This window comes from Kribbella sp. NPDC048837 (genome assembly GCF_055586945.1).
On record NZ_JBVJHF010000002.1, the window covers coordinates 1,287,771 to 1,308,551 of the forward strand.

Sequence of the window (20,781 nt, forward strand, 5' to 3'; positions counted from 1 at the left end):
GCCAGAGGAGGAGTTCGTGACCACCGTGACCGACCAGATTCCCGCGCACCTTCGCGAGATCGCGGAAGCCGTCGTACGGGAGGCTGCCGCCGATCCCCGATTGCTTGCCGTCGTCGCCGGCGGGTCGATCGCGACCGGGACGAGTGACGAGTACTCCGACCTGGACCTGGTGCTCGTCTGCACACCGGAGGACCACGCCGCCTGTCTGGCCGGAGCGCCCACGTTCGCCGGCCGGCTCGGGCCGTTGCTGGCCTCCTTCACCGGGGAGCATGTCGGCGAGCGGCGGTTGCTGATCGCCCTCTACGGACCGCCGTTGGTGCACGTCGACCTGAAGTTCGTGACGCCCGACGACCTGCGCGAGCGGGTCGAGGACGGGCTGGTGCTGTGGCAGCGTGACGAGACGTTCGACGCGGCTCCTGCCGGGGCGCCGGCTCGTTGGCCGCAGCCGGATCCGCAGTGGATCGAGGATCGCTTCTGGGTCTGGGTGCACTACACAGCGGTCAAGATCGCGCGGGGTGAGCTGTTCGAGGCCGTGGACGCGCTGAGCGCGATTCGTGGGGTCGCGCTCGCACCGTTGGCCGTGCTCGGCCGGACGCCGAAGCCTTCCGGCGTACGGCGGCTGGAGACCTGGGCGCCCGAGTTGATCCCGGAGTTCCGGGAGACCGTGGCGACCGTGGATCGGGACGACTGTTTGCGGGCGTTGAAGGCGACCGTCGCGCTGTACCGGAAGGTCCGCGTCGCGGGAGAGCGTCGTACCGCTGCTGAGCAGGCGGTCATGAACTTCCTGGGGTGAGAGGCCCGGGGTACGGCGTACCCCGGGCCAACCCGGTCAGAGCTTCTTGACCTGGTCGATGATGGTGAAGACGGCGAGGAAGCCGAAGGCCAGGAAGGAGAAGGCCAGGACCGCCGTGCGGACCGGGGTGATGCGGATCGCCTGCGGGAGGGCCCGGGAGTTCATCCACCAGAGCAGGCCGGAGTACACGAACATCATCGTGCCGGCGGTGCAGGCGGAGATGACCAGCAGGACCAGCGGCTGGGTCAGGCCGGCCAGCAGCACGAGGATGCCGAAGGCAACCAGTCCCCAGACCAGCCAGAAGTACAGCTTCGACTCCGACACCTTCGACTCGCGCAGGTAGCGGGACTTGATCATGTCCGAGGTCAACCGGGAGGTGTAGTCGACGATGCCGGCCGCGGCCGCGAACAGCGAGAACGCGCCGATCGCCCAGAACAGGTAGCCGAACCAGTCGCCGACCAACGCCTGCAGCGTGGTGCCCTCGATCTTCAGGAAGCTGATGTTGTTCGTGACGTCGGGGTTACCGAACAGCGTCGCGTGCGCGAGCATCGAGGTGAACGCGATGGTGAGCACGGTGATCGCCACGAACGTCGCGAGCTGCTCGATGTTGGCGAACCTCCACCAGCGCCGCCAGCGGGCCATGTTCGCCTCGTCGGGGGTGAAGACGTACCCGTTGGCGGTCGGGTCGGCCTCGGTCTCACCGGTGATCGGTGACGTCAGCCGGGGCACGTGCACGCCCATGCCGAAACCCTTGTCCCGGATCCAGTTGCTCTGCACGAGATTCTGGCCTCCGCCGGCACCGGCGTACGCGATCGCACCCATCATCAGCGCGAACCCGAGCTGCTCGACCGGGAACTGCGGGTGGGTGACCGCGTCGCCGAGCGCGTTGTATGTCTTCGAGCGGATGGCGAACACCAGCGCCAGGATGACGAGCAGGGCGACCGCGGCGATCTTCACGGCGATCAGCCGCTCGAGCATCACGTAGACCACCGGCGCGAAGGTCAGGATCAGGCCGATCACCAGCAGGATGCCGATCGCGATCCAGCGTGGGTCACCTGCGCCGAACAAGTAGGTGAGCATCGCGGCGGAGCTGGTCGCCCAGCCGGGCCACATGTTCGCGAAGTACGTCATGATCGCGAAGAACAGTCCCCAGTGCTTGCCGTACCGGTTGAAGCCGGTCAACGCTGTCTCACCAGTGGCCAGCGTGTACCGCTCGATCTCCATGTTCAGGAACCACTGGATCAGCACGCCGACGAAGGCGCCCCAGAGGAACACCAGCCCGACCTGGCTGGAGATGTACGGCCAGAGGATGAACTCGCCCGACGCCAGCCCGACCCCCGCACCGACCATGCCCGGGCCGATGATCTTCCAGGTCGAGCTGGGCGGTTCGGGAAGGTCGCGCACCTGTGGCGCGGGCAGGTTCTTGGTCGGTAGTGCGAATGTGCCGTGGTCAGTCGTTCTGGTGTCTGCCATCGGGCTCCTCACTTCCTCGGACCCCCTCTTTGTCCGGACCCTAGCGAATACTGTGGACACGAGCGACCCGACACAGGTACCCCTGCGTGCGGCAGGCAAGCGCGGGAGGGCTGGTGGGGTGGGGAGTGGCAGACTGCCACGCATGAGTGGGGTGACTGTGCTGACCGCCGCGTACGCCGGGGCTGTGAGCGCGCCCGCCCACGTACGGCTGGCCGGTCTGGTCGACGCCCTGCCGGGGGAGAAGCTGGTACGGCGTGACGCCGCGTGGCCGGTCGTGGTCTTCGCGGACCCGGCGGACGCCGTCGCGGCCGCACACGAGTTGCGGGAGGCGGCAGCCCGTGTACCGGCGGGCGAACTGCTGCGCATCGCCGTACACACAGGCGCCCTGGTGGGGCCGGTGGTGCGACACGCCGAGCAGTTGCTGGAGATCGCGAACCCCGGCCAGACGTTGCTGACCGCAACCGTCGGCGCCGGCACGGACCTCGGCGTACACCGGTTGAAGGATCTCGGGTCGCCGGAGCGGATCTTCGAGCTCACGGAGACCACCGGGCCGTTGCGCTCATTGGATCAGGTGCCGAACAACCTGCCCGTGATGTTCACCAGCTTCGTCGGCCGCCAGACCCAGCTGGCCGCGCTCAGGACCCAGCTGTCCGCCAACCGGCTCGTCACCCTGACCGGTCCGGGCGGCAGCGGCAAGACCCGGCTGGCCGCGCAGACCGCAGCCCAGTTGGCGGAGCGCTGGCGCGACGGCGTGTGGTGGGTCGACCTCTCCACCATCGCGGAGAGCACGCAGATCCCGGAGACGGTCGCGGCGGCGGTCGGCGTACTCGTCGAAGCCGGCGATCGCACCCGTCTGCTGATCGGGCAGCTCCGCACCAAGCAGGCCTTGATCTGCCTGGACAACTGCGAGCAGATCATCGACGGCGTCGCGGAGTTCGTGGTCGCGTTGCAGACTGCGTGTCCGGAGGTCTCGGTGCTCGCGACGAGCCGGGAGCCGCTCGACGTCCCCGGCGAGGCCATCTGGCGAGTGCCTGCGCTGGCGCCGGACGAGGCGCGCCTGCTGTTCGTCGAGCGCGCCGGGGCCGAGTTTCCCGAGTCGGCCCAGGCGATCCGGTCGATCTGCGTCCGGCTGGACGGGATGCCGCTGGCCTTGGAGCTGGCCGCGGCCTGGGTACGTACGCTGACCCCCGAGCAGATCGAGGCCGGTCTGGACGACCGGTTCGGCCTGCTGACGAAGAACGTGCGCGGTGTCGCGGCTCGTCAGCAGACGCTGGCCGCGTCGATCGACTGGAGTCATGAGCTGCTCGATCCCGACGAGCGGCAGGTGTTCCGCCGGCTGGCCGTGTTCGCCGGTGGATTCACTTTGGACGCAGCACGGGCCGTTTGCGGGCGGGACGGCGTACTGGAGGTTTTCGGGCGCCTTGTCGACAAATCGCTTGTCGTTGCCGAGGCCGGGCGCTTCCGGTTGCTCGAGACCATCCGCGCGTACGCCGGGGCTCGGCTGGCCGAGGCCGGTGAGGTCGAGCTGATCCGCGATCTCCAGCTCGGGCACTACCTGGAGGTCGCCGAAGCGGCAGAGCCCTTGCTGGACAGCGATCGGGACAAGTGGCGCGCACTGATCGAGCCCGACCGCGACAACTATCGCGCGGCGCTGGAGCACGGGCTGTCGGCGCCTGACCCGGACCGCGGTCGCCGGTTGGCCGCCGCCCTGCGGTGGCTGTGGAACCTGCAGGCGACGGGCAACGAGGGCATCGGGTATCTGCGCCGGGCGATCGACCGCGCGCCGGACGACCGGACGTTGCTTCAGGCCCGTTTGCTGTACGGGTACGCGACCGTCGCCGACACCGTCGACCCGTTCGGTTTCGACGCGGCAGGACGTGGGCTGGAGCTCGCGACCGAGCTGGGCGACGATCGGTTGCGGTCGCTCTTCCTCGCGCTGGTCGCGGTCGGCGAGTTCTTCACCGACTTCCAGCGGGCCTGGGAGCTGACCGCGGAAGGCCGGCGGCTGGCCGAGGGGATCGGCAATGAACCCGCGCGGAACGCCAACATCGCTTTGCAGTGCGTCCTGCTGGCGCTCTGGGACCGGCACGACGAACTGCGGCCGATGCTCGAGCTCATCACCGCGGGCCTGATCACCAGCGGCGAGCGGGGGATCGCGTCGACCGTACTGACGGTGTGGTCGGAGAGCCTGGCAGCCACCGGTGCGCTGGGCCAGGCGGTCGAGGTCGCCGAGCAGGCCCTCGCCGCGGCCGAACCACTCGCCGACTTCCACCGGGTCGGCGCGGCACGCGCACAGCTGGCGGCCTTGCTGACCCGGACCGGCCGGATCGCCGAGGCGCGCGAGCTGATGCGTCCGCTGCTCGAGCTCGCCGAGACCGCCGGCGCCGTGGTGCCGAACCTCGGCCAGGTGATGGGGCTGATCTCCTACTGGAGTGGTGAGTACGACGCCGCCGTCGAGTGGATGGCCCGTGACACAGCGCCCGACAGCCCGCTCGCCGGGACCTTCGCGCCCGCGATGCTGCTACCGACGATCGCGGCCGCACTGCGCGGTGCCGGTCGTGAGGCCGAGGCGGTGGAGGCGCTTGAACGCTGTGTGGAGCTGGCGCGCCGGTACAACCTGCCGAGGATCCTCGCCGATGCACTCGATCAGCTCGGGCGGTCGATGATCACCGAGCAGCCGGACAAGGCTGCGGCGCTGCTGCACGAGGCGCTGACGATCCGGGTCGATCGCGGGCTGCGTACGTACATCGTCGACAGTCTGGAATCCCTGGCGCTGTTGGCGAATCACACCAATCGTGGTGCCGACGCCGCCCGGTTGGCAGGAGCTGCCGCGGTCGCCCGTACCGAGATGGGCTGCGTGGCTCCGGCGGATCATCCGGTCTTGCCGAGCTCCGATGAGCCGCCGCTGCCGCTGGACGAGGCTGTTGCGTATGCCCGGCGTACCAGGGGAGCGCGGGGCCGGCCGTCGAGTGGGTGGGCGAGTCTGACGCCGACGGAGGAACAGGTCGTCGCGCTGGCCGTGGAGGGGTTGAGCAATCCGGAGATCGGCGAGCGGCTGTTCATGAGCCGCGGCACGGTGAAGACGCACCTCGCCCACGTCTACGCAAAACTCGGCGTCGCCAACCGCACCGAGCTGGCGTCCCTCAAGAAGTCCTGAGCATTTCCAGGGCCTTGGTGATCCGGCGCGACCGCGTCTCCGGCTTCTTCGCGTCGTTGATCGCGTTCACGTGCTCGCGCCGGTGGCTGTAGCTCAGCCCGTCGAACGCCTCCCGCAACCCGGCCTCCGCCAACGCCGCCGCCAGATCCGCCGGCACCTCCACCGTCCGCTCGGCGCTGTCCCGCTCCACTGTCACCGTGACCGCATCCCCGTCCCCCTTCCCGAGCTGCGCCCGAATGCTCTTCAGCATCCCCAGCGCCATACACCCACCCATAGACGCGATCGACCCCCGATAAGCCACCCCGTCAAACGTAGCCACCACCGGAACCCGCCCACCCCCACCCAACGCCTCCACAACCTCCCCCGGCACCTCAACCCACGCCCCACCCCCGTCGTTCACCACGATCGACCCCACGAACGTCTCCATGGTCACAACCTAGGACGACAACTTGCTGGGCCACCAGGCCTCTTACCGGTGTGGCGGCCGAGCGACGGACGGGGGGCTGTCCGTCGTCCGGCTGCCAACGGTGGCCCGGTGGCCCGAAGCCCAGGAGCCCTGGAGCACGGAGCACGGGGAGCCCCGAGCCCTGGAGCGCGGCAGCCTGGTCCACGGCTAGCTCGCGGAGCACGAGCCGACCGCCACCACGGTGGCGGTCGGTGAAGCGCGGTAGCGCGCACGGCTGGGCGGGTGGGAGCGGCCGCGGCGAGCGACAGCGAGTGTAGTGGCCGCGTGGGGTGGTCTTACTTCCCGTGGGACAGCTTGCTGGGCCACCAGACTTTCTTGTCTATGTCGTAGGCGAGGGAGGGGACTAGGAGGGAGCGGACGACGGTGGTGTCGAGGAGGACGCCGAAGGCGACCATGAAGGCTATTTGGACCAGGAAGAGGATGGGGAGGACGGCCAGGGCGGAGAAGGTGGCGGCGAGGACGACGCCGGCGGAGGTGATGACGCCGCCGGTGACGGCGAGGCCGACCAGGATGCCGGGTCTGGTGCCCTGTAGCCGGGACTCCTCCCGGACCCGCGTCATCAGGAAGATCGAGTAGTCGATGCCCAGGGCCACCAGGAAGACGAACGCGTACAGCGGGATGCTCGGGTCCGCGCCGGGGAAGCCGAAGATGTGGTTGAAGGCGATCGCGCTGACCCCGACGGTCGCGCCGAACGACAGCACGTTCGCGACCACCAGCAGCACCGCCGCGACCAGCGAGCGCAGCAGGAGCATCAGCACGACGAAGATCACCGCGAGGATGGACGGGATGATCACCCGCAGGTCGCGCTTGCTGGCGTCCAGCACATCCAGGTTGATCGCGGTGTTGCCGCCGACCAGGACCTCCGGGCTGACCTTGTCCAGCTCCGAGCGCAGGTGCTGGACCACCTTGGTCGCGTCGGGTGAGTCGGCCGGGACCTTCAGCGTGGCCTGGACCAGAACCTTGCCGTCGACAACCTTCGGCGGTACGCCGGGTGCCGTCGAGGCGGACGCCGTACCGACGCCGTCGACCTTCAGCGCGGTCGCCACCACCTGGTCGGCCTCCGCGGCAGGTGTGAGGATCTGCACCGGCGTACCGGCGCCGGCGTCGAAGTGCTGGGCGAGCACCTGCTGACCGGTGACGGACTCGACCTTGTCCAGGAACAGGTCCTCCTGGGAGATGCCGCTCGCCTTGAAGGTCGGCAGGAACGCCGCACACGCGAGCAGAGCCACCACCGTGATCACCCAGACCCGTCGCGGCCGGCGTCCGACCAGACCGGAGACGCGACCCCACAGCTTGCGGCCGCCGACCTGGTCGCTGGCGTGTACGTGGTCGAGGCGCGGGATCGACGGCCAGAAGATCCGCCGCCCGAAGGCGAGCAGGATCGCGGGCAGGAAGCTCATCGACGCGATCAGCGCGCCGGCGATGCCGATCGCACCGACCGGACCGAGGCCCTTGGTGCTGCCGAGCTGGGAGAGCAGCAGGCAGAGCAGGCTGAGGATGACCGTCGCCGCGCTGGCCGCGATCGGCTCGATGACAGCCCGCCACGCGACCCGCATCGCGTCGTACTTGCTCTCGTAGTCGTGCAGCTCCTCCTTGTACCGCGAGACGAGCAGCAACGAGTAGTCGGTCGCGGCCCCGACGACCAGGATGAACAGGATGCCCTGACTCTGCCCGTTCAGCTCGAGTACGTCGTTCTTCGCCAGCGGATAGACGACGAGCGCGGCCAGAGCGAGCCCGAAGATCGCCGTGAGCAGGACCGCGATCGGCAGGATCGGACTGCGGTAGACGACCAGCAGGATGACGAACACGACCGCGAGTGCGACGCCGAGCAGGATCCCGTCGATCCCGCTGAACGCCACGACGAAGTCCGCGAACACACCGCCCGGTCCGGTGACGTAGACGGTGAGACCAGTCGGTGTGAGGTCTTGTTTGATGTCGGTGCGCATCGTGTCGGCGACGGCGTACAGGACGGTCTCGCCCTGTTTGACCACGTCGTCGGCCCGGTCGCCGTCCAGTTCGACGGTGAGCAGCAGCGCCTTCTTGTCCTCCGACGGGATCACCGTGGTGGCCGGCGCGGCCAGGTAGTCGCCGATGGTCTTGCCGTCGCCGAGGTCCAGGGTCGGGACCTTGGCGAGGAACGCCTGGGCCCTGGCCAGGTCGGCCGGGGTGATACCGGAGTCGCGCACGATCAGGACGAAGTACGGCAGTGCCTTGGAGTCGACGAACTTCGCCGACTCGTTGGCCACCAACGTCGACTCGGCCTGCTTCGGCAGGAAGTTGGCGTTGTCGTTCTCCTGGACCTCGCTGAGCTTGCCGACCGTCGGCCCGCCGAGCGAGCCGAGGACCAGCCACCCGATCAGCACCGCGGCGATCGCGGCCCGCCACATCCAGCGCGCCCGGCTCTTCTGTTGTCTCACCCTGTCCCCTCCGACTGTCGGTACCGGCACAGTACCCAGGCGCCGGCGCGTCTTCTCTCACCACCCGGCGGTGGGTGTGCGGGAGCCGTTTCGGCGGCGTAACAACAAGATGACTACTCGGAAACACCCCGGTCATAGCGTCCTGGCCTAATCAGTCAGGTCGGATGATCGGAGACTTCGCATGACGCTCGAGGCACGACCGGAGGTCGTCACTCCCCGCGACCGGACCGGTGCGGTGGGCACCATCGAGGTGCCGCGGCGCGGGCGCTGGATCGATGTCTGGGATCCGGAGGACGCCACGTTCTGGGCCGAGAAGGGCCGCGCGGTGGCGCGGCGCAACCTGTGGCCCTCGATCTTCGCCGAGTTCCTCGGCTTCTCGGTCTGGCAGCTGTGGAGCATCGTCGTGGTCTCGATGCCCAAGGCCGGTTTCGGCTACAGCACGGACCAGCTGTTCTGGCTGGTCGCGCTGCCCAGCCTGGTCGGCGCGACACTGCGGCTGCCGTACACCTTCGCCGTACCGCGGTTCGGCGGCCGGAACTGGACCATCGTCTCCGCGCTGCTGCTGCTGATCCCGACGGTCGGGCTGTCCTACTTCATAACCCAGCCCGGCACACCGTTCTGGCTGATGGCGCTGGTGGCGGCGACGGCGGGTGTCGGCGGCGGCAACTTCGCCAGCAGTATGACGAACATCTCGTTCTTCTACCCGGAGAAGGAGAAGGGTTTCGCGCTCGGCATCAACGCGGCCGGCGGCAACCTGGGCGTCGCGGTGGTCCAGTTGCTGGTGCCGATCGTGATCGTCGCCGGCGCCGGGCTGACCCTGAACCGGGCCGGGCTGATGTGGATCCCGCTGATCCTGCTGGCCGCGTTCCTGGCCTGGAAGGTGATGTCGAACCTGTCCGTCGCGACCTCGTCGTTCCGGGCCTCGATCGCGGCGGCGAAGCGGCCGCACACCTGGATCATCTCGTTCCTCTACATCGGCACCTTCGGCTCGTTCATCGGCTTCGGGGCGGCGTTCCCGCTGCTGATCAAGACCACGTTCCCCGAGATCACCGTGGCGCACATCGCCTTCCTCGGCGCGCTGGTCGGGTCGGTCGCGCGGCCGTTCGGCGGCAAGCTGTCCGACCGGGTCGGCGGCGCCTGGGTGACGGTGTGGTCGTTCGTGGTGATGGGGCTCGGCATCCTGGCCGCGATCGTCTCGCTGAACGCGGGCAGCTTCACCGCGTTCCTGCTCAGCTTCCTGGTCCTGTTCGTGGCCAGTGGTGCGGCGAACGGATCGACGTACCGGATGATCCCCGCGGTGTTCCGGCTGACGACGCCGGGTGACCCGGGCCGGGCTCGCCGGGAGGCGGCGGCCTGTATCGGGATCGCCTCCGCGGTCGGTGCGTACGGCGGCTTCCTGGTCCCGCGCGGGTTCGCGATGTCGACGAGCCACTTCGGCTCGCTGGTCCCGGCGCTCTACGTGTTCTGCGGCTTCTACGTGCTCTGCCTGGCCGTGACGTACTTCTGCTACCTCCGCAAGGGTGGCCCGCTCAGCCGGGAGCGCGTGTGACGGCTGTCCCCACTCACTGCCCGTACTGCGCTCTGCAGTGCGCCACCACCCTGCACCCGGTCGACCGGCCGGGTGCAGTGGAGGTGCGACCGCGGGAGTTCCCCACCAACCGCGGTGGGCTGTGCCGCAAGGGCTGGACGGCTCCTGACGTACTCACGGTGCCGGACCGGCTCACCACGCCACTGGTGCGTGACGCCGCGGGCAATCTGGTGGAGACGACCTGGGACGCGGCACTGGACTTCGTCGCCGACCGCATCCGCTCCCTGCAGGCCACCCACGGCCGTGATTCGGTCGCGGTGTTCGGTGGGGGCGGCCTGACCAACGAGAAGGCCTACGCGCTCGGCAAGTTCGCCCGGGTGGCGCTGAAGACCGCGAACGTGGACTACAACGGCCGCTTCTGCATGTCGTCCGCGGCGGCCGCGACCAACCGGGCCTTCGGGATCGACCGTGGGCTGCCGTTCCCGCTGGCCGACCTGGGCGGTGCCGGCGCCGTCCTGCTGGTCGGCAGCAACATCGCCGAGACGATGCCGCCCGCGGTCGCGCATCTGCAGGCCGCACGAGACTCGGGTGGGCTTCTGGTCGTCGACCCGCGTCGCTCGGCGACCGCGGGGCTGACCGCGGGCGGTGCCGGTATCCATCTGCAGGCGACTCCGGGCACCGATCTGGCGCTGGTGCTCGCGCTGACTCACGTCGTACTGCAGGAGGGCCTGGCGGACACGGCGTACCTGGACGAGCGGGTGGATGACGCTGATGTGCTGTACCGGTCGACGGCGTCGTGGTGGCCGGAGCGTGCCGAGCGGGTGACTGGTGTTCCCGCGGCGACGATCCGCCAGACCGCTCGGGTGCTTGCGGGCGCTGCACCTGTCCACGGTGGTGCCGGGGCGTTCATCCTGACCGGTCGCGGTGCTGAGCAGCACAGCAAGGGCACTGACACGGTGACCGCCTGCATCAACCTGGCGCTGGCGCTCGGGCTGCCTGGGCGGCTTGGCAGTGGCTATGGGTGCATCACCGGGCAGGGGAACGGTCAGGGCGGTCGGGAGCACGGTCAGAAGGCTGACCAGCTGCCGGGGTACCGCAGCATCGCGGACCCGGCCGCGCGGGCGCACGTGGCCGGCGTGTGGGGTGTGGATCCGGACGAGCTGCCCGGGCCGGGGAAGAGTGCCGTCGAGCTGATCAATGCGCTCGGCACAACTGACGGTCCGAAGGCGCTGCTGGTGCACGGGAGCAATCTGCTCGTGTCGGCGCCCAGGTTGGCCTCGGTGCGGGAGCACCTTGCGGCGTTGGACCTGCTCGTGGTGGCGGACGTGGTGCCGTCCGAGACCGCACTGCTCGCGGATGTCGTCTTTCCGGTCACGCAGTGGGCCGAGGAAGAGGGCACGATGACGTCGCTCGAAGGACGCGTCCTGCGTCGGCAGGCCGCGATCGCGCCACCGGGGGACGTGCGCAGCGACCTCGCGATCTTTGCGGGTCTGGCGGAGCGCCTCGCCTCACCGGTGACCTTCTCGACCGATCCGGCTGAGGTGTTCGAGGAGCTGCGGCTGGCCAGTGCCGGTGGGAAGGCGGACTACTCCGGGATCACGTGGGAGCGGATCGACTCCGGCGAGGCGCTGTTCTGGCCGGTCCCGTTCGAGGGACACCCCGGCACGCCGCGGTTGTTCGCGGACGGGTTCGCGACGCCGGACGGTCGAGCGCACGTGGTGCCGGTGGACCACCGGCCGGTCGCGGACGACCTGAACGCCGGGGCGCCGATCTACCTGATCACCGGCCGGCTGCTGCAGCACTACCAGAGTGGTGCGCAGACCCGCCGGGTGCCGGAGCTGGCCGAGGCCGAGCCCGAGGTGTACGCCGAGATCCACCCGCGGGTGGCCGCGCAGCTGGGGATCCCGGACGGGCGTCCGCTCCGGTTGCGCACGGCTCGCGGGTCGATGGTGCTCCCGGCGCGCGTCACCGCGGACGTCCGGCCGGACACGGTGTTCGTGCCGTTCCACTACGGCGGAGCGGGTGCGGTCAACGAGCTCACCAACGATGCGCTCGACCCGGTGTCGCGGATGCCCGAGTTCAAGGTCTGTGCCGTCGAAGTCACAGCCGCCAGCCTTCCGGCGACTGGAGTTCCGGCATGAACGAACGACTGCTGATCATCGGCGGTGGCATGGCGGGCCGGCGGCTCGCCCAGTTGCTGCCCGGCGCGGTGGTCCTCGGCGACGAGGCGTCGTACAACCGCAGCCGCCTGACCGAGTACGTCGCCGGCCGCGCGGCAGCTCCCGTAGTTGGGGACGAGCCCGTGGCCCGCGCGGTGGCCGTCGACCGGGATCGCCGGATGGTGACAGATTCCGACGGGCGGGAGTGGGCCTACGACCGCCTGGTGTTCGCCACCGGCGCCGGCCCGGTGATCCCGGACGCCGTGAACCCGGCGGCCGCGGGTGTGCAGTGCCTGCGGTCCGCCGGGGACGCGCGTGCGGTGGTCGAAGCGGCCGGGCGGGTGCGCCGGGCGGTGGTGCTCGGCGGTGGCGTGCTCGGTGTCGAGACCGCGTGTGCGCTGCGGGAGCGCGGTGTTGCGGTCACGGTGGTGCACGACGGGGAAACCCTGCTGGACAAGACGGTTCGGCTGTCCGCCGGCCGGCGGATCACGCGGGCCGTGCGCGAGTCGGGTGTCGAGGTGCTGCTCAACACGCAGCTGGACGGCACCGAGCTGAGGGACGGGCGCTTCCGGGCGCTGCGGTTGCGGAGTGGGCGGCAGGTGTTCGGTGAGTTGCTGGTGGTCGCGTGTGGGGTGAAGCCGCGGACCGAGCTGGCGACCGGACTGACCGCGCGGACCGGGATCGTGGTCGACCGCACGCTGACGAGTCCGGATGACCCGCGGGTGCACGCGATCGGGGACTGCGCGGAGGTCGACGGCCGGATCACCGGGACCGTTGCCTCGGCGTGGTCTCAGGCCGATGCGCTGGCCCAGCAATTGTCGGGTGCTCCAGCCGAGTTGCCTGAATTCGACGTCGTGCGGCTGACCGCCGGCGGGCTCGACGTACTCGTGCTCGGTGACAAGGACGAGGACGGGGAAGTCGTTCGGCTGGAGGACGGCAGCCGGTATGTGCGGGCCGTCCTGCGGGACGGCGTGGTGCGGTCGGCGGTCGCGGTGGGGGCGCCGGACGTGGCCGCGGAGCTGGTCTTGCTGGCGGACCGGGGGACGCCGGTGGTGGCGGACGGGTTGCTGGCCGAACCCGCTGTACCGATGAAGAAGGTGGCGACCGTGTGCAGGTGCAACGGCGTCACCAGGGCCGCGATCGAGGCGGCCTGGCGTGGAGGTGCCGACAGTGTCGCCGGCATCGCCGCCACGACGCGGGCGACGACCGGGTGCGGCAGTTGCACCGGCGCCGTCGGCGAACTGCTCGACCGCTTCCGTCGCGGCGAGACCGAACCAGTCCCGAGCAGGAGGGCGACGATGGCAGAGCTGAACAAGGCCCGGCATGTTGTGGTGGTGGGCGGCGGCATGGTCGCGCACCGGCTCGTGGAGGCACTGCGCTCCCGCGACACCGGCATCACCTACCGCGTCACCGTGCTGGCCGAGGAGCCGCGGCTCCCGTACGACCGGGTGGCGCTGACCAGCTACTTCTCCGGCCGCGACCCGCACGATCTCTCGCTCGGCGACCCTGAGCTGTGGGACGACCCGGCCGTGACGCTCCGCAAGGGTGTGCAGGTCACCGAGGTCGACACCGCCGGGAAGACGGTGAGGACCGCGCGCGGCGAGGAGATCGGGTACGACGAACTGGTCCTGGCGACCGGCTCATCGGCCTTCGTGCCGCCGGTGAAGAACAGCGACGCCCAAGGCTGCTTCGTCTACCGCACCATCGACGACGTGGCCGCACTGCGGGTGTACGTCGAGCGTCTCAAGAGCGAAGGCAAGGACGTCCACGGCGTCGTCGTCGGCGGCGGTCTGCTCGGCCTCGAGGCGGCCGGTGCGCTCCGCGCGCTGGGTGCGGCGACCAAGGTGGTCGAGTTCGCGCCGCGGCTGATGCCGCTGCAGGTCGACGAGGGCGGCGGCAGCGCGCTCGCCCGGCTGATCCGCGATCTCGACGTGGACGTGATGACCTCGACGCAGACGACCCGGGTCAAGCTCACCTCGCAGGGCGCGGCCCGCGCGATGGCCGTTGCCGAAGGCCCGGACCTCCCGGCCGACGTGGTGGTCTTCGCGACCGGTGTCCGGCCACGCGACGAGCTCGGTCGCGCCGCCGGCCTGGAGATCGGCGAGCGCGGTGGTGTCGTCGTCGACGAGGCCTGCCGTACGTCGGTGCCCGGTGTCTGGGCGATCGGCGAAGTCGCTTGTATCGAAGGCCGCGTGTGGGGATTGGTTGCCCCCGGCTACACGATGGCCGAGATCGTCGCCGACCGGCTGCTCGGCGGCGAGGCGACGTTCCCGGGGGCGGACACCTCGACCAAGCTGAAGCTGCTCGGTGTCGATGTGGCCAGCTTCGGCGACGCGTTCGGTGCGACCGAGGGCGCGCTGGACATCGTTTACGCCGACCCCGTGGCCGGTGTCTACAAGAAGCTGGTGCTGTCCGACGACGCTCGTACCCTGCTCGGCGGCATCCTGGTCGGCGACGCGTCGGCGTACTCCGGGCTGCGGCCGATGGTCGGCCGTGAGCTCGGCGCGGATCCGGCCGCGTTCCTGCTGCCCGAGGGCGCGGGACCGGTGCAGCTCGAGCTGCCCGACGACGCGCCGGTGTGTTCGTGCAACAACGTGTCCGCGGGCACGATCCGGTGCGCCGTACGCGACGAAGGGTGCACCGACATCAAGTCGGTGTGCGGCAAGACCAAGGCCGGCACGAGTTGCGGGTCCTGCCTGCCGATCGTGAAGAACCTGCTCAACACCGAGCTCACCAAGGCCGGAGTCGAGGTCAGCAAGGCCTTGTGCGAGCACTTCGCGCTGTCCCGGGCCGAACTCTTCGACGTGGTCCGGATCACCGAGCTGCGCACGTTCAGCGAGATCGTCGAGCGGCACGGGACCGGTCGCGGCTGCGACATCTGCAAGCCGGTGGTGGCGTCGATCCTGGCCAGCCTGGACCCCAGCGGGCACGTGCTCGACGGCGAGCGGGCGACGCTGCAGGACACCAACGATCACGTGATGGCCAATATGCAGAAGGACGGCACGTACTCGGTCGTCCCGCGGATCCCGGGCGGCGAGATCACCCCGGAGGGCCTGATCACGATCGGCGAGGTCGCGCGCGACTTCGGCCTGTACACGAAGATCACCGGCGGGCAGCGGGTCGACCTGTTCGGCGCGCGGATCGAGCAGTTGCCGGCGATCTGGCAGCGGTTGGTCGACGCCGGCTTCGAGTCCGGGCACGCGTACGGCAAGGCGTTGCGGACCGTGAAGTCGTGTGTCGGGTCCACCTGGTGCCGGTACGGCGTACAGGACTCGGTCGGGATGGCGATCGCGCTGGAGCTGCGGTATCGCGGACTGCGGTCGCCCCACAAGCTCAAGCTCGGTGTCTCCGGGTGTGCTCGCGAATGCGCGGAGGCGCGCGGCAAGGACGTCGGCGTGATCGCGACCGAGAAGGGCTGGAACCTGTACGTCGGCGGCAACGGCGGCATGACGCCGCGGCACGCGGAGCTGCTCGCGTCCGACCTGACCGACGAGGAGCTGTTCCAGGCCATCGACCGGTTCCTCATGTACTACATCCGCACCGGTGACCGGCTGCAGCGGACGGCCGTGTGGATGCGCGAGCTCGACGGCGGCCTGGATCACGTGCGGGACGTCGTACTGAACGACAGCCTCGGCATCGCCGCCGACCTCGACGCCGCGATGGCCAAGCACGTCGACTCCTACGTCGACGAGTGGCAGGCGACCCTGAACGACCCCGACAAGCTGGCCCGGTTCGTCTCGTTCGTGAACGCACCGGACCAGCCCGACGCCGACCTGCGGTACGTGGTCGAGCGCAACCAGCCGCGGCCCGCCACCCCGGCCGAACGCGGACAGCTGGAGCCGGTGCTGCTGGCCGGCCCCCGATTGGAGGTACGCCGATGAGGGTGACGGCCATGAGTCGGAGAGTGGTCTGCAGGTACGACGTCCTGCTGCCGGAGCGTGGGGTCGCGGCTCTGATCGGGGACGTGCAGATCGCCCTGTTCCGCACCCACGACGGCCAGGTGTTTGCCATCGGCAACCAGGATCCGTTCAGCGGCGCGAACGTGATGTCCCGCGGCATCGTCGGCAGCCGCGGCGACGTACCGACGGTCGCGTCGCCGATGTTCAAGCAGGTCTTCGACCTGCGCACCGGCCAGTGCCTGGACGATCCGTCGGTGTCGCTGCCGGCGTACCAGGTCGAAGTGGCCGACGGACAGGTAGTGGTGAACCTCGGTGACTAGGACCGGGCCACTCAGTGGCTGCACGATCGCGATCAGCGCGCACCGCCGGGCCGAGGACCTGATCGCCTCGTTCGAGCGGCGCGGCGCGAAGGTGCTGCACGCGCCGACCCTGCAGATCGTGCCGGTCGCCGACGACCACGCGCTGCTCGAGGCGACCCGGCGGGTGATCGCGAACCCGCCGGACGACGTCGTCGTCACCACCGCGGTCGGGTTCCGCGGGTGGATCGAGGCGGCCGACACCGCCGGACTGGCCGCGGATCTGCTCGGCACGCTGGAGCAGTCGCGCATCCTGGCCCGCGGTCCGAAGGCGCGGGGTGCGATCCGCGCGGCCGGACTGGTCGAGCACTGGTCCGCCCGGTCGGAGACGACGGCCGAGGTGGTGGAGTGGCTCCGCGACCAAGGGGTGCAAGGGCGGAAGATCGTCGTACAGCTGCATGGTCTGTCGGACCCGGCCTTGCAGGACGCACTGCGGTCGGCTGGGGCGTCGGTGCGCGGGCTGGAGGTGTACCGCTGGGGTCCGGCGCCGGACCCGGCGATGGTCGAGCGGATGATCGGCCAGGTCTGCACAGGGATCGTGGACGCGGTGGTGCACACCTCCGCACCCGGTGCGCAGGCCATGCTCGATGCTGCGGCGCTGACCGGGCAGTACGACGCTCTGGTGTCGGCACTGCGGACAGGCCGGGTGCTCAACGCCTGCGTCGGCCCGGTGACCGCTGGACCCTTTGTGGCGTTGGGGTTGGAGCCTCTGGTGCCGGACCGCTACCGGCTGGGCGCGCTGATCCGGATCGTGACCGACCGGCTCACGGATGACAACGCCCGGTCGATCGAGACCGAGTTCGGGCAATTGGTGATCCGCGGTGGTGCTGCGGTGCTGGACGGGGTCGTGTTGCCGCTCGGCCCGGGTCCACGCGCGGTACTGGCTGCCCTGGTCGCGGCCGGCGGTGATGTGGTGTCGCGGCCCGCGCTGCTCGCCGTACTGCCCGGGGCCGAGGACGTGCACGCCGTGGAGGTGACGGTGAACCGGCTGCGTACGGCGGTCGGGCGCCCCGAGCTGGTCCGGACCGTCGTCCGCCGTGGCTATCGCCTCGCGGTCGAACCCGCCGGAGTTCCGTCATGACCGATCTGATCGCAGCGGCCCACGGTACGGCGGACCCGCGTGGGATCCGCACGGTGCACGAGCTGGTTCGGATGATGGCCCGGGAACGTCCCGATGTCCCGATCTCCCTCGGCTTCGTCGACGTCGACGTCCCCGCGCTGCCCGGCTTGGTGCGCCGGGTGGTTGCTGATAGCAACCAAGCCGTCGTGGTGCCCCTGCTGCTGTCCGGCGGCTACCACGTGTACGTCGACGTCGCCGCCGAGGCGGACCGGTATCCCGGCCGGGTCGGGGCGGCCTCGGCGCTCGGGCCGGACCCGGTCCTCGTGGAGATCCTCGCCGACCGCCTCGGCGACCTCGGTCTCGTCGAACACGTGGTTCTCGCCGCGGCCGGCTCGTCCGACCCTCGAGCTCTCGCCGACTGCGTCGAGACGGCGGACCTGCTCTCGACTCGCGTGGATCGCCCGGTCTCCGTCGGCTATGTCTCCGGTGCGGGTGAACGCCTCGGGCCCGTTCTGTCCCGGACTCCGGGCCGCGTGGCGGTCGCGACGTACCTGCTGGCCCCCGGCTTCTTCGCCGACCGCGTCCGCCGCCTCTCGGCCGGTCGCCCGGTGAGCCGCCCGCTCGGCGCCGATCCCCGGCTGGCCGCCTTGGCCGTGCAGCGCTACGCCGAAGCGCAGGCGCCGCTCTACGCCGCGGCCGGCCTGTAGGCCGCAGATCGACAGTTACGTCTTGTTCTCCGGCGCACTCCAGGTTGCGCCGGTCTCCCGCACGTACTGCTCGACGGCCTCGTCCAGTGTCGGGAGGAAGTGCCGCGGGTCGATCGTGCGGGTCAGTTCGTACTGCTCGATCTTCTCGCGCACCGGATCCTTCATCTCCGCGAAGACCAGCGAGACGCCGTGCTCGTTCAGCCAGGCGTCCAGTTCCTGCAGCATGTCGGAGGCGGTGGTGTCGACGTCGGTGATGGGTTCGGCGGCCACGATGATCCAGCGCAGGCCGGGGTGGTCCTCGGCGATCGCCCGCAGTTTCTCGCCGAACATCCGCGCATTGGCGAAGATCAGCGGCGCGTCGAAACGGTAGACGACCAGGCCGGGCAGCAGTTCGGCGTCGGGGTAGCTCTCGGTGTCGTGCAGGCCGTCGATCCCCTCCACCCGGCCGAGCTCGGCCTGGTGCGGCCACCAGGTACGGCGGAAGACGTTCAGGATGGACAGGGCGACGGCGATCAGGATGCCGGGCAGCACTCCGAGGAGGGCGACACCGAGCAGCGCGATGATCGACAGCCAGAACTCCATCCGGCGCTGATGCCACAACCTGCGGGTCCCGGCGATGTCGGCCAGCGACAGCGCGGCGGCGATGACGATCGCGCCCAGGGTCGGCTGCGGCACGTACTGCATCAGCCCGGTGGCGAAGACCAGTACCACCGTGATCATCGCGGCGCCGACGACGCCGGTCACCTGGGACCGGGACCCGGCCTGCTCGGCGACCGCCGTACGGGATCCGCTGGTGCTGACCGGGAAGCCCTGGAAGAACCCGGCCGCGATGTTGGCCGCGCCGATGCCGATCATCTCCTGGTTCCCGCGCACCTGCTCGCCTCTGCGCGCGGCGAACGCCGAGGCCGTGGACATCGTGTCCGCGAGTGCGACGACGGCGATCGCCAGCGCGCCGATGAACAACGGCGGCAGGTCGTCCCAGGCGACGTCCGGGATCGTGAACGGCGGGAATCCCTGCGGGAGCACACCGACCGTGTCGACGTCGTGGGTCTCCAGGTCGAAGGCACTGACCACGATGGAGGCCAGCACCACGATGATGAGAACGCTCGGCAGCTTGGGCAGGAACCTGTTCAGCAGCATGATGCCGGCCAGCGAACCCACTCCGAGGATCGCGGCCGTCGTGTTGGCCTGCCCGTTCGCGAGCCCCTCCACGACCTCACGCAGCTCGGCCAGCAGGCCCTCGGCATCGACCGAGAACCCGAACAGCTTGGCCAGTTGACCGATCACGATGGTCAGCGCGAGCCCGTTCATGTAGCCGATCTGGGTCGGCTTCGAGAGCAGGTCCGCCACGAACCCGAACCGGGCCACCCCGGCGACCACCATCACCACGCCGACCATCACGGCCAGCATCGACGCGAGCGCGATCGCCCGCGCGGGGTCGCCGTTCGCGAGTAGGAGCGGCGCGATCGTTGCCGCGATCATCGGGCCCAGCGACGAGTCGGGACCGAGCACCAGCACCTTGGACGGGCCGAAGACCGCGTAGCCGAGCAGGCACAGGATCGAGGTGTAGAGACCGGTCACCGGCGGCAGCCCGGCCAGCTGCGCGTACGCCATCCCCTGCGGCACCAGCAGGGCTGACAGGACGAGGCCGGCGACGATGTCCTTGGGCAACCATCCTCGCTGGTACGCCCTGGCCAGCACCACGCCGGGCACATACTCCTGCCACCACGGCGGTCTGACGTCGGGACGGTCGGTGGGCGCAGCCATCGCGGTCCCGGCCTACCCTGCTTCGAACGGGTCGGGCGCTGCCCCTTCCGGCGACTGTGCCTCGAGGGTCTCCTTCACCTTCAGCAGCGCTTTCCGTGCGTCGCTGTCGATCGTGGGGAACCGCGGATCGATCTCGATCAGCGCGTTGGCGATCACCGCGGCCGACGCGATCCGCCCGTACCACTTGCGGTCGGCGGGGATCACGTGCCACGGCGCCCACTCGGTGCTCGTGTTCGACAGCATCTTCGAGAACGCCCGCTGGTAGTCGTCCCAGTACTCACGCTCCCGGACGTCGGCCGAGGAGAACTTCCAGTTGTGGTCGGGGAGATCGATCCGCCGCAGGAACCGGGTCCGCTGCTCCTCCTTGGACAGGTTCAGGAAGAGCTTGACGATCTTGGTGCCGTTGCGGGTGAGGGTTCGCTCCCACTCGTTGATCTCGTGGAACCGCCGTCGCCACAGCCCCTGCCCCCGGGCGCTGTGGGGCAGGTTCTGGCGCTCGAGCAGCTCGGGGTGCACGCGGACGACGAGCACCTCCTCGTAGTGCGAGCGATTGAAGATGCCGATCTCGCCGCGACGCGGCAGTTGCAGCCCGTAGCGCCACAGGTAGTGGTGATCCAGCTCGGCGCTGGAGGGCACCTTGAAGCTGTGCACCGCCACACCCTGGGGATTGACCCCGGTCATCACATGGCGGATGGTGCCGTCCTTGCCGCCGGCGTCGAGCGCCTGGAGCACCACGAGGACGCCGTGGGTGTGCTGCGCGTACAGCCGGGACTGGTACTCGGCCAGCAGTTCGATGCCCACGGCCAGCAGCCGGCGGCCCTCCTTCTTGGACCGGACGGTTCCCTTGAAGGCCGGATCGAAGTCCCTGCCCAGCTTGACCTTCGACCCCGGCTCGACCCGGAACGCGTCGATGAAGTCGGCGATCCGTTGCTCGCGAGATGTCATCCCCTGCCCCCTACGCCCCGATCCGGCACCACCCTCCGCACGCCTGTCCGCCCA

13 protein-coding genes are annotated in these 20,781 nt (G+C 69.9%); 8 read left to right on the forward strand and 5 right to left on the reverse strand.

The genetic code is table 11. The features are described from left to right. Positions 1–16 precede the first annotated feature (16 nt). On the forward strand, positions 17–793 hold the full coding sequence (locus ACZ6O0_RS14140; protein WP_465765268.1) for a nucleotidyltransferase domain-containing protein: 777 nt from the start codon (positions 17–19) through the stop codon (positions 791–793). A gap of 36 nt (positions 794–829) precedes the next feature. Here the strand turns inward: ACZ6O0_RS14140 and ACZ6O0_RS14145 are convergent, their stop codons facing one another. Next, positions 830–2,266, reverse strand: a complete 1,437-nt coding sequence (locus ACZ6O0_RS14145) for an Nramp family divalent metal transporter (RefSeq protein ID WP_465765269.1) — start codon at positions 2,264–2,266, stop codon at positions 830–832. A 142-nt stretch (positions 2,267–2,408) separates the two neighbouring features. On the opposite strand from ACZ6O0_RS14145, the gene ACZ6O0_RS14150 reads away from it, so the two are divergent. After that, positions 2,409–5,423, forward strand: coding sequence for a helix-turn-helix transcriptional regulator (locus ACZ6O0_RS14150; protein WP_465765270.1), 3,015 nt, complete (start codon positions 2,409–2,411; stop codon positions 5,421–5,423). On the opposite strand, the gene ACZ6O0_RS14155 is transcribed toward ACZ6O0_RS14150, so the two are convergent. Further along, positions 5,410–5,850, reverse strand: coding sequence for a YdeI/OmpD-associated family protein (locus tag ACZ6O0_RS14155; protein ID WP_465765271.1), 441 nt, complete (start codon positions 5,848–5,850; stop codon positions 5,410–5,412). The two genes, ACZ6O0_RS14150 and ACZ6O0_RS14155, sit on opposite strands and share 14 nt — an antisense overlap. Before the next feature lie 314 nt (positions 5,851–6,164). Then, positions 6,165–8,306, reverse strand: coding sequence for an MMPL family transporter (locus ACZ6O0_RS14160; RefSeq protein ID WP_465765272.1), 2,142 nt, complete (start codon positions 8,304–8,306; stop codon positions 6,165–6,167). Between the two features lie 181 nt (positions 8,307–8,487). Between ACZ6O0_RS14160 and ACZ6O0_RS14165 the strand changes: the two genes are divergently transcribed. From ACZ6O0_RS14165 to ACZ6O0_RS14190, 6 genes are read left to right on the forward strand one after another with little or no spacing between them, the layout of a single operon-like run. Next, positions 8,488–9,855, forward strand: coding sequence for an MFS transporter (locus ACZ6O0_RS14165; RefSeq protein ID WP_465765273.1), 1,368 nt, complete (start codon positions 8,488–8,490; stop codon positions 9,853–9,855). Then, on the forward strand, positions 9,852–11,975 hold the full coding sequence (locus ACZ6O0_RS14170) for a molybdopterin oxidoreductase family protein (protein WP_465765274.1): 2,124 nt from the start codon (positions 9,852–9,854) through the stop codon (positions 11,973–11,975). Before ACZ6O0_RS14165 ends, ACZ6O0_RS14170 begins: the two co-directional genes overlap by 4 nt. Then, a complete protein-coding gene (gene nirB / locus ACZ6O0_RS14175) occupies positions 11,972–15,874 on the forward strand; it encodes a nitrite reductase large subunit NirB (protein WP_465765275.1) in 3,903 nt (1,300 codons plus the stop codon). Before ACZ6O0_RS14170 ends, nirB begins: the two co-directional genes overlap by 4 nt. An 11-nt stretch (positions 15,875–15,885) precedes the next feature. Next, complete coding sequence (gene nirD / locus ACZ6O0_RS14180; RefSeq protein WP_465765276.1) at positions 15,886–16,212, forward strand: nitrite reductase small subunit NirD; 327 nt, start codon at positions 15,886–15,888, stop codon at positions 16,210–16,212. Beyond that, positions 16,205–17,329, forward strand: a complete 1,125-nt coding sequence (locus ACZ6O0_RS14185) for a uroporphyrinogen-III synthase (protein WP_465765277.1) — start codon at positions 16,205–16,207, stop codon at positions 17,327–17,329. Before nirD ends, ACZ6O0_RS14185 begins: the two co-directional genes overlap by 8 nt. Next, positions 17,326–18,015 carry a sirohydrochlorin chelatase gene (locus ACZ6O0_RS14190; protein ID WP_465765278.1) on the forward strand — a complete coding sequence of 230 codons (690 nt, stop codon included), beginning with the start codon at positions 17,326–17,328 and terminating at the stop codon, positions 18,013–18,015. Before ACZ6O0_RS14185 ends, ACZ6O0_RS14190 begins: the two co-directional genes overlap by 4 nt. Positions 18,016–18,030: 15 nt before the next feature. Here ACZ6O0_RS14190 and ACZ6O0_RS14195 read toward each other — a convergent pair whose 3' ends face one another. Together ACZ6O0_RS14195 and ACZ6O0_RS14200 are read right to left on the reverse strand one after the other, a co-directional pair. Further along, complete coding sequence (locus tag ACZ6O0_RS14195; RefSeq protein WP_465765279.1) at positions 18,031–19,782, reverse strand: SulP family inorganic anion transporter; 1,752 nt, start codon at positions 19,780–19,782, stop codon at positions 18,031–18,033. A gap of 12 nt (positions 19,783–19,794) precedes the next feature. Further along, positions 19,795–20,727, reverse strand: coding sequence for a polyphosphate kinase 2 family protein (locus ACZ6O0_RS14200; protein WP_465765280.1), 933 nt, complete (start codon positions 20,725–20,727; stop codon positions 19,795–19,797). Between the last annotated feature and the right edge of the window lie 54 nt (positions 20,728–20,781).